Here is a 14,930-nt window from a genome sequence, read left to right as displayed (position 1 = left end):
TGCGCAGTCTAACTGACTCCGAGTAACTTACTGGGAGTAAGTTCTTTCCGACCGCTCCTGGAGGCTCCTGTGACGACTCAACGGCATCGGATCGTGGTGATCGGCACCGGCTTCGCCGGGATCGGGATGGCGGTCCGGCTGAAGCAGGCCGGCTATCACGACTTCGTGGTCCTGGAGCGGGCCGAGGATGTCGGCGGGACCTGGCGGGACAACACCTACCCGGGCTGCCGCTGTGACGTCCCGTCGCACCTGTACTCGTTCTCGTTCTCGCCGAACCCGGAGTGGTCGAGGACGTTTTCGCCGCAGCCGGAGATCGAGGCGTACCTGCAGAAGGTCACCGACGGCTTCCGGGTCCGGCCGCACATCCGGTTCGGGCATGCGGTGCAGTCGGCGCACTGGCAGGGCGATCACTGGCTGATCCACACCGACCAGGGCGACTTCACGGCTGACGTGGTGCTGTCCGGGATGGGCCCGCTGGCCGAGCCGTCGATTCCGAAGCTGCCGGGCATCGAGTCGTTCGAGGGGGAGGTCTTCCACTCCGCGCAGTGGAACCACGACCTGGACCTGAGCGGTCGCAAGGTGGCCGTGGTCGGGACCGGCGCCTCGGCGATCCAGTTCGTGCCGGCGATCCAGCCCGACGTCGAGGAGCTGCACCTCTTCCAGCGGACGCCGCCGTGGGTGATGCCGCGGCCGGACCGCAAGATCACCGCTGGCGAGCGTGCCGTCTATCGCGCGTTTCCCCTTGCCCAGAAGGCTGCTCGGGCGGGGATCTACTGGACCCGCGAGTCGACCGTGCTCGCCTTCGCCAAGATTCCTGCCTTGATGAAGGTCGGTCAGCGGGTCGCCGAGCGGCATCTGCGGGAGCAGGTCCGCGACCCCGAGTTGCGCGCCAAGCTGACGCCGGACTTCACCCTCGGCTGCAAGCGGGTGCTGCTCTCCGCCGACTACTACCCGGCCCTCGCTCAGCCGAACGTGAACGTCGTGACCGACGGGATCCAGGAGGTCACCCCGACCGGGATCGTCACCGAGGACGGCGTGAAGCACGAGGTCGACACGATCATCTACGGCACCGGCTTCCGGGTCACCGACCTGCCGGTGATGGACATGCTGCACGGCCGCGACGGCAAGACCCTGCGGGAGGCCTGGAAGGACGGGATGGAGGCGCATCTCGGGACCGCGATCGCCGGCTTCCCCAACTTCTTCCTGCTGATCGGGCCGAACACGGGGCTCGGCCACAGCTCGATGGTGTTCATGATCGAGTCGCAGATCGCCTACATCCTGGACGCGCTCAAGACGATGGACGCGACCGGAGTGCGCGAGGTGGAGGTCCGCCCGGAGGTGCAGCGGGAGTTCGTCGACGGCATCCGCTCCTCGATGCGCAACACCATCTGGACCCGCGGCGGCTGCACCAGTTGGTACCTGGACGCCAAGGGCCGCAACACGACCCTCTGGCCGTCCTTCACCTTCAAGTTCCGGCAGCTGACCCGGCGCTTCGACGCCTCGCAGTACAGCACCCGCTGACAGCCTCTCGCTATGTGACATTCATCGTGTTACATTCGATCGGTCAGATAGCGAGCGCTGATCGGAGGGTAGCCGTGGCACTGCTGCTGCTCCCACTGCACGGTATCGGCGGCCGGGGTGACCTTCCCGTGCCGCTCTGGCTGGCTGTCTACTCGGCAGTTGCCGCGGTCGCTGTCTCGTTCTTCGCACTCGCGGCGTTCTGGTCGAAGCCGCGCTTCGAGCTCACCACCGGTACGCCGTTGCGTCGGCTACGCCAGGTGGTCGATGCCCGGCCGACCCGCTGGTTGCTCAAGGCCGCCGGATTGGCGGCGCTCGCCTTGTTGCTCGGAGCATCGTGGTTCGGGAGCAGTTCGCCAGGACTGAACCCTGCGCCGACTTGGCTCTACGTCTGGATCTGGGTCGGCATCATCCCGTTATCGCTGCTCTTCGGCCCGGTCTGGCGGCTCGCCAACCCGCTCCGAACCCTCGCCGGGCTGGTGCCGCGTACGTCGTACCGGTTGCTGCCTGATGGGATTGCCTACTGGCCTGCCGTTGCGGGGTTGTTCGGGTTCCTCTGGCTGGAGCTGGTCTACCCGGAAGGCTCGCAGCCACTGGTCGTCGCGACCTTCGTGACCGGCTACGCGCTGGTGAATGTTGCTGCAGGCATCATCTACGGGCCGCGCTGGTTCGCCGTCGGCGACAGCTTCGAGGTGTACGCCGAAGTGCTCGCCAAGCTCAGCCCGCTCGGCCGCGACCACCAACGCCACCTCGTACTACGCAATCCGCTCGCCGGCCTCGCCACTGTCCCGCAGGAGCCAGGGATGGTCGGCCTCCTGTGTCTCCTGCTCGGCTCGACCGCCTTCGACGGCATCAGCCGCTGGTCGGCCTGGAGCAGCCTCACCGGTGAGCTGGGTCCGGCCGCGCACGTTCCCGTCTACACCCTCGGCCTGCTGGCCGCGGTCGCACTCGTCACAGCCCTCTTCTTGCTCGCTGCCCGGTCGACCGGCTCGGCGAGGATCCGGCCGGGCGCGCTCGGCCGGGCCGGCTTGCCGGGCGCGTTCGTGCACTCGCTGGTGCCGATCGCGATCGGGTACGCCGTCGCGCACTACTTCTCGTTCGCGATGTTCCAGGGGCAGGAAGGGTTGCTGCTGGCAACGGATCCGTTCGGCCGCGGCTGGGACCTGTTCGGCGTCGGGAATGCGCGGATCGACTACGCGTTCCTGGGTACCGGTCTGATCGCGGCAGTGCAGATCGGTGCGATCGTGCTCGGACACGTACTCGGGGTCGTGTCCGCGCATGATCGGGCCACCCACCTGTTCCGGCGGCGGCAGCTCCGGCGGGCGCAGTACCCGATGCTGGCGGCGATGGTTGCCTTCACCGCCGGCGGGATCGCGCTGGTGACCGCGTCATGATCGCGCTGCACATGGGTGGCATTCCGGAGCTGGCGATGTTCCTCGGGCCGATCCTGCTGATCGTCGCGTTCGTCAGGATCGCCCGCCGCAACGAGGCGACGCTCACCGAGGACCACGAGGACGACTGGGATGCCGACCTCGGCGATCTGCCCGAGGCCGGCCGTGGCGTCAGCGAATCTTTACCGGGGTCACAGCGCCGTTCCTGACGTTGCGGCCGTCGCTGACCTGAACGCGGTAGCTGAGGGTCTGACCGCTCGGCAGGCGAACGTCGGTGAAGCTGGTGACGGTCGGCTTGCTCCACGGGTAGGAGCTGAGCTTCCAGCTGGCCAGCTTGGTGGTGCCGCGGAACAGGGTGTAGGTCAGCGCGATGTTGTCCGCGTCGACCACGGTCGGGAAGCTGATCGCGGCCTTGCCGGCGCGGGTGCTGGAACCCTTCGGCGCGGCCGGCACGGCAGGCGTGGCGCCGCCGGGGGTGTTGGTGAAGCGGGCCAGACCTTCCTGGATGGTGCCGTTCACCTTGACGAACTCGCCGCCGACCCACAGGTCGTTGCCGCCGGAGGCGAACGCCAGCGGGCCGACCAGCGTCGTACCGCCGGCGTCGGTGGTCGGGTGCCACGGGCCGAGCTTGCCGTTGATGGTGCTCTCGACCAGCAGGTGGTGGGTGCCGGTGCCGTCCTTGAAACCGCCGTCCCGGCTGCAGTCGTGCGCGTGCGAGCCCTTGTAGAGCCAGTTGCCGATGGCCTGGATCGCCTCGGTCGCGCCCAGGCAGTTGTTCTGCCAGAGCAGCTTGCCGGTGGTCGAGTCGGCCGCCAGGACGCCGTCGTAGCAGCCCAGGCCGCTGCCGGCGTTGGCGACGAAGACCTTGCCGCCGAGGGTGTCGATGTCGCGGACCGTGCTGGTGCAGTCGAAGGACGGCTCCGGGATCGCCGCGGCGGCCGGCATCGCGAACGCGGCGCCGTCGGTGGTGTTCACCATCGCCAGGGCCCAGTGGTCGACGTTCTTGAGCTCGCTGAAGGCGCCGCCGACGAAGACCCGGGTGCCGTTGTCGTTCAGGTCGATCGCGTAGACCTCGTCGTCCGCGTCCGGATCCCAGGGCAGCAGGATGCCCTTGTCCAGCGTGACGGCGGCCAGCCGGTTGCGCTCCTTGTTGTCCACCCGGCCGAACGAGCCGCCCAGGTAGACGCTGTTGCCGGAGATGGCGATCGCCTTCACCCGGGTCGCGACCGACGGGTCCCAGCCGGCAGTCAGCTGGCCGGTGGCGACGTCGAACATGGCGACGTGGTTGCGCTTGACGCCGTTGACGGTGGTGAAGTCACCGCCGATCACGACCCGCTTGCCGTCCGGGCTGGACGCGATCGCCCAGACGGCGCCGTTCAGCTTCGGCGCGAACCGGGTCGGCGCACCGGTCGAGCGGTTGAAGGCGGCCACGTAGGTGCGGGCGGCGTCGCCTTGGCCGGCCGGCTTGCCGGGCTGGCGGATCCTGGTGAACAGGCCACCGGCGTACACGGTGTTGCCCGCGACGGCGAGCGCGTTCACGGCCGCGTTGGTCTGCCAGGACAGCTGCTTGACCGACGACAGCGCCGAGCCGAAGCCGGGGGGTGAGGCCACGGTCGTGCCCGAGGTCGCGGCGACCACCGGCCGGCCCGAGGAGGGGATCAGTGCCGCGCCGATGACGGCCGCGGCGGTGACGACTACCAGTACTGCCTTCTTCATGACCGTCCTCAGGACTGAGCCGTGCTCGTGACATTCTGCGACCAAACGATAACTGTCGGCACGTGCAGAAGTTACGCGGTTCAGGAAACCGGAGTCAGCCGGTGGAGGGCAACGCGTCGGGGTCGAGGCCCAGCTCCTCGTAGGCGACGACCTCGATCTCGCGGCCCATCGCCTCCCGGAAGGCGGCGACCAGGGCCTGGCCGGCCAGCGGGATGATGTTCTCCAGGGTGCGCTGGATCTCCGGCCAGCCCTCGGCCGGCAGTCCGGCGTCGGCGAACTCGCGCCAGACCGTGCCGCGGAACAGCTCGACGTAGACCTTGGCGACCGCGTCGGCGTGGTCGAAGAGCTTGGGCAGCATCTCGAAGATCGCCTCCAGCGGGACGCCGAGCTTGATCACCTCGAGGCCGGTGCGGAGCAGGTCGGGGTTGGGGATCCGGAGCCGGTCGTCGTCCTGCCGCTCGGCGATGCCCAGCTCGACCAGCTTGGCGATGGTGGCCGCGTTGTGCGGGATGCCCGCGCGGTCGGCCAGTTGCTGCTCGGTGATCACCTCGGGCTCGGTCGGCGTCCAGGGGCTGACCAGCGTCTCGAAGACGCCCAGCGCCAGCGCGCCGTCGGGCAGGTCGCTCATCATCCGCTCGACCGCGGCCAGCGTGTAGCCCTTGTCGAGCAGTTCGCGGACCAGCGTCAGCCGCGCGACGTGGTCGGCGCCGTAGTACCCGGTGCGGCCGGCCAGACGCGGTGGCGGGATCAGCCCGCGGCCGGCGTACGCGCGCACGTTCCGCACGGTCATGCCCACCTTCGCGGCTAGCTGATCGACCGTGAACTCCGCATCTGGGCCCGACTCGGCCGGCATCTGTCCTCCCACCCTTGACAGTCTTCCAGACTCCACGTTACATATCGTATGTAACATCGCTCGTGGCGTATCTCTGTGCAGTCCCTGGCCCGAACTGAAGAAGTCCCGCATGACCGTCCCGTTGGCGGCCTCGACCGGAACCGCGACGTTCGACCAGATCGCGATCGTCACCGGCCTCGTCTCGTTGCTGTACCTCGCACTCGCCGTGCTGTTGTGGCGCGAACGCACCGGGCGGGTGACGCTGGTAGGGCGTCTCGCGGACACCATCGGGAGGCTGGACGGAGTCCCCCGATGGGCCGCGCTGACGCCGTACCTGCACGCCGTCTCGCTGCTGTCCTGCGCCTTCGGCGTCTGGTGGGACATCGCGGTGCACATCGACCGCGGCCGCGACACCGGGCCGTTCGGGACGCCGGCGCACTACCCGATCTTCTTCGGCATCCTCGGCGTGATCGTCTCCGGCGTGCTGCCGATCGCGCTGGCCCGCAAGCCGTTGCCGGCCCGGACGATCAAGCTGACCAAGGGCTGGCGGATCCCGTGCAGCGCGGCGCTGGTGACGGTGTGCGGGACCTTCGCGCTGGTCGGCTTCCCGCTGGACGACGTCTGGCACCGGCTGTTCGGCGAGGACGTCACGCTCTGGGGGCCGACCCACCTGCTGATGATCGGCGGGGTCGTCTTCTCGATCTTCGCCCGGCTGCTGGCCTCGGCCGAGGTCGAGCAACTGGTCGGTCTCAACCTGCGCCGCCGGGCCCAGGAGATCATCGCCGTCGGCGCGCTGCTGATCGCGTGGGACCTGTTCAGCACCGAGTTCAACTACGGCGTCCCGCAGTTCCCGCTGATCCTGCAGCCGATCCTGATCGTGTTCGGCTCGACGCTGGCCTTCACGGTGCTCCGGGCGCGTCGCGGTCCTGGGTCGACCTTCGGTGCCCTCGGCACCTATCTGGTGATCCGCGGCGGCATCGCCTGGGCGGTCGCCCAGCCACTCGGCGAGATCGTCGGCCACTTCCCGCTGCTGATCGTCGAAGCGGTCCTGGTCGAGCTGACCGCGCTTGCGCTGGGCAACAAGAACCGGTTCCGGCTGGGACTGGTCTCCGGTGCGCTGATCGGCACGGTCGGCGTGGTCGCGGAGTACGGGTGGTCGCAGGTCTGGATGCCGATCCACTGGCCGGCCTCGATGCTTCCGTCGGCGCTGGGCTTTGGCGTGGTCACCGGTGTGGGGGCAGGGCTGGTCGGCGCCTGGCTGGCGACCCGGTACGCCGAGGTCGCGGGCGAGGTTCGCGACACGCCGCCGGTGCGGCTGACTCACCAGCTCGGCGCGATCGGGCTGGTCGCAGTACTGGCTGCGCTGTTCTTCTCCGTACCGCGATCCGCCGGCCCGGGGGTGAGCGCGACCGTGTCGCTGGAGCCGGTGGCGGTCGGGTCGCAGCCGACGGCGTACGTGACGGTGAAGCTGCAGCCTGCTGATGCGGCCGAGGATGCGCGCTGGTTCGAGGCGCTGGCCTGGCAGGGTGGCGGGCAGATGACGCACGCGATGGAGAAGGTTGCTGATGGCACCTACCGGTCGACCGAGCCGCTGCCGATGTACGGCAAGTGGAAGTCGATGCTCCGGCTGCACCAGGGCTCGCGGGACATGGTGGCGATGTGGGTCTACGCGCCGGAGGATCTGAAGATCGAGAAGCCGGCCGAGCAGGTCTCCAACGGGGAGACGGTCGACTTCATCGGCGAGCAGCAGACGCTGCGGCGCGAGGAGCGGACCGATGTACCGCGGTGGATGTGGAACGGCGGCTATGCCTTGCTGGCTGTGGTTGGTTCGTTGGAGCTGCTCGGGATCGCGTGGCTGGTTGGTCGTGGTGCTCGCGGTGGGCGGTTGCGCGCGGCGCATCTCGAGGGATCCTCCGAGCGGGAGAAGGAGATCGCATGACGGGCCGGGCGGGTCTGCGGAAATCTGGAGCTTGGGATCTGCGCGGGAAGAAGGCGCTGGTCACGGGTGCTGCCGGGGCGTTCGGTGCGGCGACTGTCGAGCAGTTGCGAGCTCGTGGGGCCGAGGTGATCGGGCTCGATCTGCAGAAGAGCGACGACGTGATCGAGTGTGATCTGACGCAGGCCGATCAGATTCCGGGGGCGGTGGACGAGGCGGTCGGGCGGCTCGGCGGGCTGGATCTGCTGATCAACAACGCGGGGATCGGCGTACCGGCGCTGGCTGGGGAGGCGCCGGATGCGGTGGCTCGCAAGGTGATCGAGGTGAATCTCTTCGCCGGCTGGGGAGTCACTGCGGCTGCTCTGCCGGTACTGCGTGCCGCTCGCGGGCGGGTGATCTTCGTGTCCTCCGGGCTTGCGTATGTGACGCTGCCGTTGGCTGCGTCGTACCTGGTGTCCAAGCGGGCGATCGACACCTATGCGGATGCGTTGCGGATCGAGAACGGCCGGGCGATCGACGTGAGTGTGATCTATCCGGGGTACGTGCCGACGCCGATTCATGATGCTTCGCTGGCGCGTGGGGTGGATCTTGGGTTGTTCCTGCCGGCTGAGACGGTGGCGCAGGTGGTGGGGACGATTGTGGAGGTGGCGGGTGCTCGGCGGCCGCCGCGGAATCGGGCTTCGACCCGATCGACGGGCGTGGGCGTGGCTGTTGCGCGGCATCTGCCGTCGGTGGCTGATTGGGTCGTGAGGTTGCGTACGAACCAGCAGCGCCGCAAGGGTGGGCTGGGAGAGCTGTCCGAGAAGCTGGGGAAGATATGACGATGCAGGCGGAGCGGTCCGGGAGAAGCGGGGCTGAGGAGGCAGGGGCCGCCGCGGTGGCGTCTGGTGCGGTGGTGACGCCCGATGGGGTGCGGCTGCATGTAGAGACGACCGGGTCGGCGGATGCGCCGGTGACCGTTGTGCTTGCCCATGGGTGGACCTGCTCTACGCGGAGTTGGCATCACCAGTTGGCTGGGTTGCCTCGGGTGCTGGGCTCTGACGCGGTGCGGGTGGTTGCCTATGACCACCGCGGGCATGGTCGCTCGGCTGCTGCGCCGGCGGGGACTACCCGGATTGAGCAGTTGGCCGATGATCTGGCTTTTGTGCTTGATGAGGTGGTTGGCGACGGGCCTGTGGTTTATGCCGGGCACTCGATGGGTGGGATGACGTTGATGGCGCTGGCCGAGCAGCGGCCGGAGCTGGTTGGTTCGCGGATCTCTGCGGCTGCGTTGGTGGCGACGTCGTCAGGGCAGTTGGCGTCGCGGGCGTTCGGGTTGCCGGCGCGGTTCGATCGGCCGGCTTCGGTGGTTGCGCCGCGGGCGATGAATCTGGCGGGGGCGCGGCTGGAGCGACGGGCGGGTGCTCGCGCGAGTGCTGATGCTCGGCGAGCGAGCGCAGTACGGGCTGCTTGGTTGCAGGGGGCATCTACTGCGGTGCGGCGGCCGGCGTTGAAGCAGTTGGTGTTCGGGAAGCAGGTGGATCCGGCCGAGGTCGACATCCTGCTGGCGGATCTGGCGGTGTTGCCGGGGGCGTCTTTCGGTGGGTTCTTCGAGGCGATCGTGCAGCACGATCGCGGCGAGGCGCTGAAGGTGCTCGACCAGATCCCGGTGGAGATCATGCACGGGACGCGGGACCGGTTGATCTCGCCGCGGCACGGCAATCGGATGGCCGAGTTGGTGCCGTCGGCGCGGCTGTGGATGTACCCGGGCGCCGGACACATGCTGATGCAAGAACGGCCACGTGACGTCACTCAGCGCCTGGCGTCGTTGGTCCGGAAGGTCCGGGCGGTTTAGAGAGCTCGCATGCGGTTGTTGCGGGCGTTGTGTTCGACCTCGGCCGGGCCGAGCGCGGCGGGTTGCTGCTCGTCCGTGTTGCCGAGGAGCATCCAGTCGCCGTGCTGCTGGAGCATCGCGTGCAGATCCTCGATGCATCGGGCCTGGTAGCTCAGCTTGGTGCTTCCGACCTGGCAGACGAGCGTGTCGTCCTCGCGGTACACCTGGTACTGCGAGCCGCCGGGCGGCGTACTCAGCGCCCATGGATCGGCTTTGGTCCCACTTCCGGTGAACGCCATCACAACCCCCTCCTTCTCTCGGAGGCTACGCCTAGGGTGGCGGGGTGCAGAACCTCTTGTCTGACCTGGTGGTAGTCGACCTGACCCGGGCGTTGTCGGGTCCTCATGCGGCGATGATGCTGGGTGATCTCGGGGCGCGGGTGATCAAGGTCGAGACGCCCGTCGGTGGTGACGACAGCCGGGGGTGGGGGCCGCCGTTCGTCGAGGGGGAGTCGACGTACTTCCTGTCGGCCAACCGGAACAAGGAGTCGGTGACGGCTGATCTGAAGTCGGCCGAGGGGAAAGAGTTTCTGACCAAGCTGGTGCGCAAGGCCGATGTGCTGCTGGAGAACTTCCGGCCGGGGGTGCTCGATCGGCTCGGGTTCTCGGTCGAGGAGTTGCACGCGCTGAATCCTGGGTTGGTGATCTTGTCGATCACCGGGTTCGGGCATGACGGGCCGGAGGGGCAGCGCGCGGGGTACGACCAGATCGCTCAGGGCGAGGGCGGGCTGATGAGCATCACGGGGGCCGTCGAGCCGACCAAGACCGGCGTACCGATTGCTGATCTGCTGGCTGGGATGTACGGGGCGTACGGCGTACTGGCGGCTTTGCACGAGCGGAACGTGACCGGGCGCGGGCGGGTGGTGCGGACGAGTCTGCTCGCGTCGGTGGTCGGGGTGCATGCTTTTCACGGGACGAAATGGACTGTGGCGGGGGAGTTGCCGGAGCGGGTGGGGAACCACCATGCGCAGATCGCGCCTTATGGGATGTATCGGACTGCCGATGACATCGTGCAGGTCGCTGTCGGTTCTGAGGGGCAGTGGCGGGTGTTCGCGCCGCTGGTGGGATTGGATCCGCTGGATTCGCGGTTTGTCGGGAATGCGGATCGGGTGGCGCATCGGGACGAGTTGACCGCGGCGATCGAGCTCGCGTTGGCCGGTGCGCCGGCGGATGAGTGGTTGCGGCGGTTGGCGGCTGTGGGCATTCCGTCGGGGAAGGTGCGGGACTTCCAGCAGGTTTACGAGTGGGAGCAGACTCGGTCGCAGGGGTTGCTGATCGAGGTCGAGCATCCGACGTTGGGGACCGTCCAGCTGCCTGGCCCGCCGTTGCGGTTCGACGACCAGCCGTATGCGGGGGCGCGGGAGACCAATCTTCCGCCGCCGCGGCTCGGTGAACACGACGAATCCGTTCGTGCCTGGTTGGACGAGTAGGCCGGCCCCAGAGCAGCGTCTTTCGGCAGTCCTCGAAAGGCTGTTGGCGAGTGTCTGCGGGTACCTAATCTTCGTAAGGGGTTGACGGTGCGCGCGGCGCGGGTCTAGCGTCCGGGAAATCGATTACTTGGCGACCGCGGAGGTGTCATGCCGGAGCCTGCGGACCTGGTCCGGATGTCGCGGATCGGCAAGCGTTACGGCGGTGTACAGGCCTGTCGTGAGGTCGACTTCAGCCTCGGGACGGGTGAGGTGCACGCGTTGCTCGGCGAGAACGGGGCCGGCAAGTCGACGCTGATGAAGATCCTGTCCGGTGACGTCACGGGGTACGACGGGGTCATCGAGATCAACGGGGAACGGGTCACCTTCGGCGGGCCCACCGACGCGCAGGCGGCCGGGATCGCGATGATTCACCAGGAGCTCGATCTGGTGCCGGGGCTGTCGGTGGTCGACAACATCTTCCTCGGGCGGGAGCTGCGCACCCGGCTGCGGACCGTGGACCGGCGGCGGATGGAGCGCGAGGCGCGGGCGTTGCTCGAGCGCAGCGGGGTCGCGCTCGACCCGCGGCGGCCGGTCGGGGAGTTGCGGGTCGGGGAGCAGCAGCTCGTCACGATCGCGAAGGCGATCTCGCTGGACGCGCGGGTGCTGATCATGGACGAGCCGACCTCGGCGCTGACCAGTTCCGAGGTCGAGCGGTTGTTCGTGGTGATCCGCGAGCTGCGGCGCAGTGGCGTCGGGATCGTCTACATCTCGCACCGGATGGAGGAGATCGCGCAGGTCGCCGACCGCGCCACCGTACTGCGGAACGGGCAGAACGTCGCGAGCTTCGACCCGCGGTCGCTGAGCACCGCGGAGGTGGTGGAGGCGATGGTCGGGCGGCCGGTGCAGACCCTGTTCACCACGCCTGACGCGGCCACGGGCGACGAGCTGCTCCGGGTCGAGGGGCTCAAGCTCACGCCGCGGCGGCCGCGGCCGGGGCGGCGCGATCCGGCGGGCATCTCGCTGAGTGTCCGGGCCGGGGAGATCGTCGGCTTGGCCGGGCTACTCGGCTCCGGGCGTACCGAACTGCTCGAGACCCTGTACGGCGTTGCGCCGGGTGGCACGCGGTCCGGGCGGATCGTGTTGCAGGGACAGGTGATCCAGCCGCGAGGGCCTCGACATGCGTTGAAGCACGGGATCGGGTTCGTCCCCGAGGATCGGCGGACGTCGGGGCTGGTGTTGTTCCACTCGATCCTTGCGAACACGGTGGTGTCGAGCTTGCCGGCGTACGGGCGACTGGGCGTGGTCGCGCGGCGGATGGAGCGGGCCGCGTCGGTGCGGATGGCGGACCGGTTGCGGCTGAAGTTCGGGCGGTTGCAGGACGAGGTCGGGACGTTGTCGGGCGGCAATCAGCAGAAGGTGGTGTTCGGCCGGATGCTGCTCACCTCGCCGCGGCTGTTGCTGCTGGACGAGCCGACCAGAGGGGTCGACATCGGCGCCAAGTCGGAGATCTACCGGCTGCTGGGTGAACTGGCCGGCCAGGGGATCGGCGTACTGCTGGCCTCGTCGGAGCTCCCCGAGCTGGTGGGGGTCTGCGACCGGGTGGTGGTGCTGAGGGACGGGCGTGATGTGGCGTCGTTCTCCACCGCCGAGTCGTCCGAGGGTGATCTGCTGGCCGCCGCGATGGGAGAAGGCGCAGTGTTCGAAGAAGCCGGAGGGCTCCAATGACCAACCCCCAGGACACCCCGGCTCAGACGGCGGTCGCAGAGAGATCAGGGGGAGTGGTCGCGACCCTCTTCCGCTTTCAAAGTGTTTTCGGACTGCTCGCCGTCTTCCTCGCCGCCATCATCTTCTCGCCCAAGCGCGACGGAGAGATCCTGTTCGTCAGCGCCGACAACCTCGCCAACGTGGTCCGGGCGGTCTCGGAGATCGGCATCATCGCGGTCGGGATGACGTTCGTGATCCTGATCGGCGGGATCGATCTGTCCGTCGGCGCCGTGCTCGGCCTGGCCGCGGTCGGGTCCGCGGTGCTGATGGTCGAGAGCGACTGGGGCTTCCTGCCCTCGATCGTCGTGGTGCTCGCGGTCGGCCTGGTCTTCGGCGCCCTGCAGGGGATGGCGACCGCGATGATCGGGATCCAGTCGTTCATCGTCACTCTCGCGGGCCTGCAGATAGCCCGGGGCCTGGCCAGAATCTGGTCCGACGGCCAGGGCGTGGCAATTGCCTATGGCAACGGTCCGAACGAGGCGCCGAACTCGTTCGCGATCCTCGGTGAGCGCACCTTCGGCGGGCTGGTGCCGATCCCGGTGCTGATCTTCGCCGTGGTGGCGATCGCGGCGGTCGTCTTCCTCCGGGTGAGCGCCTTCTCCCGGCACCTGTACGCCGTCGGCGGCAACGAGAAGGCGGCGCGGCTGTCCGGCGTACCGGTGGTCCGGGTGAAGATCGCCGTCTTCGCGATCTGCGGGTTGCTCGCCTCGCTGGCCGGCATCGTGCACGCGGTCCAGCTCAACCAGGGCAGCCCGAACGACGGGATCGGCTACGAGCTGGACGCGATCGCCGCGGTGCTGATCGGCGGCACCAGCCTGGCCGGCGGCCGGGGCTCGGTGGCCGGGACGGTGGCCGGCGCGCTGCTGCTCGGCGTACTGAACAACATTCTTGCCCTGAACAACATCGACTCGAACATCCAGCTGCTGATCAAGGGACTGGTGATCGTGGCGGCAGCCGCGCTGCAACGGCTCCGCCCCGCCTCGTAAAACGTTCTTCCTCTGCAAAGAAAGGCTCGTCATGCGAAACCTGAAAGCGCCCCTCGCCGCCGCGGCCGTCGCCGCCCTGGTGCTGGCGGGCTGTGGCACCACCAGCGAACGAACCTCGGACTCGCCCTCGGCCGGCAGCTCCAAGGAGTGCAAAGGGGCCGACGGCAAGTACGTGATCGGGATGAGCCAGGCGAACGTGGCCGAGCCGTACCGGCAGCGGATGGACGACGACATCAAGGCTGCCGCCAAGGACGTGCCGCAGTTCGAGGTGAAGTTCGCCGACGCGGCGCAGGACAACGCCAAGCAGGTCGCGGACGTGGAGAACTACATCACCCAGCAGATCGACCTGCTGATCATCAGCCCGAACGAGGCCAAGCCGCTGACCGCGGTGGTGAAGAAGGCCTACGACAAGGGCATCCCGGTACTGGTCCTGGACCGCAAGGTCGAGGGCGACGCGTACACCGGCTTCATCGGCGGCGACAACGTCGAGATCGGCACCGAGGCCGGCAAGTACGTCGCGGAGAAGTTGCTGCCGCAGGGCGGGAACGTGGTGGAGCTGAAGGGCCTGGCCGGCGCGACCCCGCAGGCCGAGCGGCACCAGGGCTTCGTCGACGCGATCAAGGCGAACCCGAAGATCAAGATCGTCGCCGACGCCAGCGGCGACTGGCTGCGGGAGAAGGGCCAGGCGCAGATGGACGCGCTGCTGAAGGCGAACCCGAAGATCGATCTGGTCTACGCCCACAACGACCCGATGGCCGAGGGCGCCTACCTGGCGGCCAAGGCGGTCGGGCGGGAGAAGGAGATGAAGTTCATCGGCATCGACGCGCTGCCGATCCCGTCCGGCGGCATCAAGGCGGTCGACCAGGGCCGGCTGAGCGCCACCTTCACCTACCCGACCAACGGCAAGGAAGCGATCGCCGCGGCGAAGAAGCTGCTGGTCGACTGCGGCACGATCGAGAAGTCCCAGACGCTGAAGACCCGGCTGATCGACAAGGAGAACGCCGCGTCGATCTACGCCGAGGAGAACCCCACCGGCTGATACCGCCCGCTGCCGCTGCCCGGCCGACGGCTCACCCAGAGCCGCCGGCCGGGCAGTTCGCCGTTCAGCAGGGGCCGGACCACTTCGCCGAGGCGGCGTTGCTCCAGATGACCTGGTTGTAGCCGCTGAGTCCGCTGCCCTTGTTGAACCGGACGTTCGGCGAGGTCGGCTGGCCGAGCGTCTGTCCCGGCGGGACGCAGTAGTAGGCGCCGGTGTAGTTGGTCCCCCAGTAGAGCCGGACCCAGTCGCAGCCGGAACAGGGGTAGCCGCTGTTCTGCAGCAGATAGATCTTGTTGGTGCAGCTGCCGAGCGTCGGCGCGTTGCCGGACCATTCACACCGGCTGCCGTTGGTGACGTTCCAGACCGCGAACGTGCCGTCGGCGGCGGAAGCCGTAGGGGCCGTCAGAACGGCCGTGAGTAAGGCGATGGCGGCCATCAGGCCCAGAGAGAGTCGTCGCATGCTCTCA

Annotated in this window: 14 protein-coding genes; 10 read left to right on the top strand and 4 right to left on the bottom strand. The window is 68.4% G+C overall.

The features are described from left to right. Positions 1-69: 69 nt before the first annotated feature. The 3 genes from AB0P21_RS11395 to AB0P21_RS11385 all read left to right on the top strand — a co-directional run bounded on the left by AB0P21_RS11395 (position 70) and on the right by AB0P21_RS11385 (position 3,118). Positions 70-1,521, top strand: coding sequence for an NAD(P)/FAD-dependent oxidoreductase (locus AB0P21_RS11395; protein WP_363695728.1), 1,452 nt, complete (start codon positions 70-72; stop codon positions 1,519-1,521). Between the two features lie 74 nt (positions 1,522-1,595). Further along, positions 1,596-2,912: a hypothetical protein gene (locus tag AB0P21_RS11390; RefSeq protein ID WP_363695726.1), complete on the top strand. Its 1,317-nt coding sequence runs from the start codon at positions 1,596-1,598 to the stop codon at positions 2,910-2,912. Further along, on the top strand, positions 2,909-3,118 hold the full coding sequence (locus AB0P21_RS11385; RefSeq protein WP_363695725.1) for a hypothetical protein: 210 nt from the start codon (positions 2,909-2,911) through the stop codon (positions 3,116-3,118). The genes AB0P21_RS11390 and AB0P21_RS11385 overlap by 4 nt, the downstream gene beginning before the upstream one ends. Here the strand turns inward: AB0P21_RS11385 and AB0P21_RS11380 are convergent. Both AB0P21_RS11380 and AB0P21_RS11375 read right to left on the bottom strand, forming a co-directional pair. Further along, positions 3,081-4,625, bottom strand: coding sequence for a fibronectin type III domain-containing protein (locus tag AB0P21_RS11380; RefSeq protein WP_363695723.1), 1,545 nt, complete (start codon positions 4,623-4,625; stop codon positions 3,081-3,083). The two genes, AB0P21_RS11385 and AB0P21_RS11380, sit on opposite strands and share 38 nt — an antisense overlap. A gap of 94 nt (positions 4,626-4,719) precedes the next feature. Continuing rightward, complete coding sequence (locus AB0P21_RS11375) at positions 4,720-5,478, bottom strand: MerR family transcriptional regulator (protein ID WP_363695722.1); 759 nt, start codon at positions 5,476-5,478, stop codon at positions 4,720-4,722. A 109-nt stretch (positions 5,479-5,587) separates the two neighbouring features. Here AB0P21_RS11375 and AB0P21_RS11370 point away from each other — a divergent pair, with 109 nt between their 5' ends. Genes AB0P21_RS11370 through AB0P21_RS11360 form a run of 3 tightly spaced genes read left to right on the top strand, consistent with a single transcriptional unit; the run spans position 5,588 to position 9,227 of the window. Further along, entirely contained in the window at positions 5,588-7,396 is a 1,809-nt protein-coding gene (locus AB0P21_RS11370; RefSeq protein WP_363695720.1) for a hypothetical protein, read from the top strand. Further along, a complete protein-coding gene (locus AB0P21_RS11365) occupies positions 7,393-8,214 on the top strand; it encodes an SDR family NAD(P)-dependent oxidoreductase (RefSeq protein ID WP_363695719.1) in 822 nt (273 codons plus the stop codon). The genes AB0P21_RS11370 and AB0P21_RS11365 overlap by 4 nt, the downstream gene beginning before the upstream one ends. A 56-nt stretch (positions 8,215-8,270) precedes the next feature. Further along, positions 8,271-9,227 (top strand): alpha/beta hydrolase, encoded by a 957-nt coding sequence (locus tag AB0P21_RS11360; protein ID WP_363696481.1) that lies wholly within the window; start codon positions 8,271-8,273, stop codon positions 9,225-9,227. On the opposite strand, the gene AB0P21_RS11355 is transcribed toward AB0P21_RS11360, so the two are convergent. Next, positions 9,224-9,505, bottom strand: a complete 282-nt coding sequence (locus AB0P21_RS11355) for a DUF6855 family protein (RefSeq protein ID WP_363695718.1) — start codon at positions 9,503-9,505, stop codon at positions 9,224-9,226. The two genes, AB0P21_RS11360 and AB0P21_RS11355, sit on opposite strands and share 4 nt — an antisense overlap. 44 nt (positions 9,506-9,549) lie before the next feature. On the opposite strand from AB0P21_RS11355, the gene AB0P21_RS11350 reads away from it, so the two are divergent. The 4 genes from AB0P21_RS11350 (at position 9,550) to AB0P21_RS11335 (ending at position 14,463) form a co-directional block, all read left to right on the top strand. Beyond that, positions 9,550-10,695, top strand: coding sequence for a CoA transferase (locus tag AB0P21_RS11350; RefSeq protein WP_363695717.1), 1,146 nt, complete (start codon positions 9,550-9,552; stop codon positions 10,693-10,695). Positions 10,696-10,842: 147 nt separating this feature from the next. After that, positions 10,843-12,399, top strand: coding sequence for a sugar ABC transporter ATP-binding protein (locus AB0P21_RS11345; RefSeq protein WP_363695714.1), 1,557 nt, complete (start codon positions 10,843-10,845; stop codon positions 12,397-12,399). Next, complete coding sequence (locus AB0P21_RS11340) at positions 12,396-13,424, top strand: ABC transporter permease (protein WP_363695713.1); 1,029 nt, start codon at positions 12,396-12,398, stop codon at positions 13,422-13,424. The genes AB0P21_RS11345 and AB0P21_RS11340 overlap by 4 nt, the downstream gene beginning before the upstream one ends. 31 nt (positions 13,425-13,455) lie before the next feature. Further along, positions 13,456-14,463, top strand: a complete 1,008-nt coding sequence (locus AB0P21_RS11335; protein WP_363695712.1) for a substrate-binding domain-containing protein — start codon at positions 13,456-13,458, stop codon at positions 14,461-14,463. Positions 14,464-14,527: 64 nt separating this feature from the next. Here AB0P21_RS11335 and AB0P21_RS11330 read toward each other — a convergent pair whose 3' ends face one another. Beyond that, entirely contained in the window at positions 14,528-14,923 is a 396-nt protein-coding gene (locus AB0P21_RS11330; RefSeq protein WP_363695710.1) for a hypothetical protein, read from the bottom strand. Positions 14,924-14,930: the final 7 nt, after the last annotated feature.

The sequence above is a fragment of the Kribbella sp. NPDC056861 genome, assembly GCF_040687575.1.
Lineage (GTDB): Bacteria > Actinomycetota > Actinomycetes > Propionibacteriales > Kribbellaceae > Kribbella.
Note: the sequence above shows the minus strand (reverse complement) of the source record. Positions and strands in the feature narration are given on the sequence as shown.

Coding starts and splice junctions, on each gene's coding strand:
- AB0P21_RS11385 (WP_363695725.1), top strand. CDS start 2,909: ATGATCGCGCTGCACATGGGTGGCATTCCGGAGCTGGCGATGTTCCTC.
- AB0P21_RS11380 (WP_363695723.1), bottom strand. CDS start 4,625: ATGAAGAAGGCAGTACTGGTAGTCGTCACCGCCGCGGCCGTCATCGGC.
- AB0P21_RS11375 (WP_363695722.1), bottom strand. CDS start 5,478: ATGCCGGCCGAGTCGGGCCCAGATGCGGAGTTCACGGTCGATCAGCTA.
- AB0P21_RS11370 (WP_363695720.1), top strand. CDS start 5,588: ATGACCGTCCCGTTGGCGGCCTCGACCGGAACCGCGACGTTCGACCAG.
- AB0P21_RS11365 (WP_363695719.1), top strand. CDS start 7,393: ATGACGGGCCGGGCGGGTCTGCGGAAATCTGGAGCTTGGGATCTGCGC.
- AB0P21_RS11355 (WP_363695718.1), bottom strand. CDS start 9,505: ATGGCGTTCACCGGAAGTGGGACCAAAGCCGATCCATGGGCGCTGAGT.
- AB0P21_RS11345 (WP_363695714.1), top strand. CDS start 10,843: ATGCCGGAGCCTGCGGACCTGGTCCGGATGTCGCGGATCGGCAAGCGT.
- AB0P21_RS11340 (WP_363695713.1), top strand. CDS start 12,396: ATGACCAACCCCCAGGACACCCCGGCTCAGACGGCGGTCGCAGAGAGA.
- AB0P21_RS11335 (WP_363695712.1), top strand. CDS start 13,456: ATGCGAAACCTGAAAGCGCCCCTCGCCGCCGCGGCCGTCGCCGCCCTG.
- AB0P21_RS11330 (WP_363695710.1), bottom strand. CDS start 14,923: ATGCGACGACTCTCTCTGGGCCTGATGGCCGCCATCGCCTTACTCACG.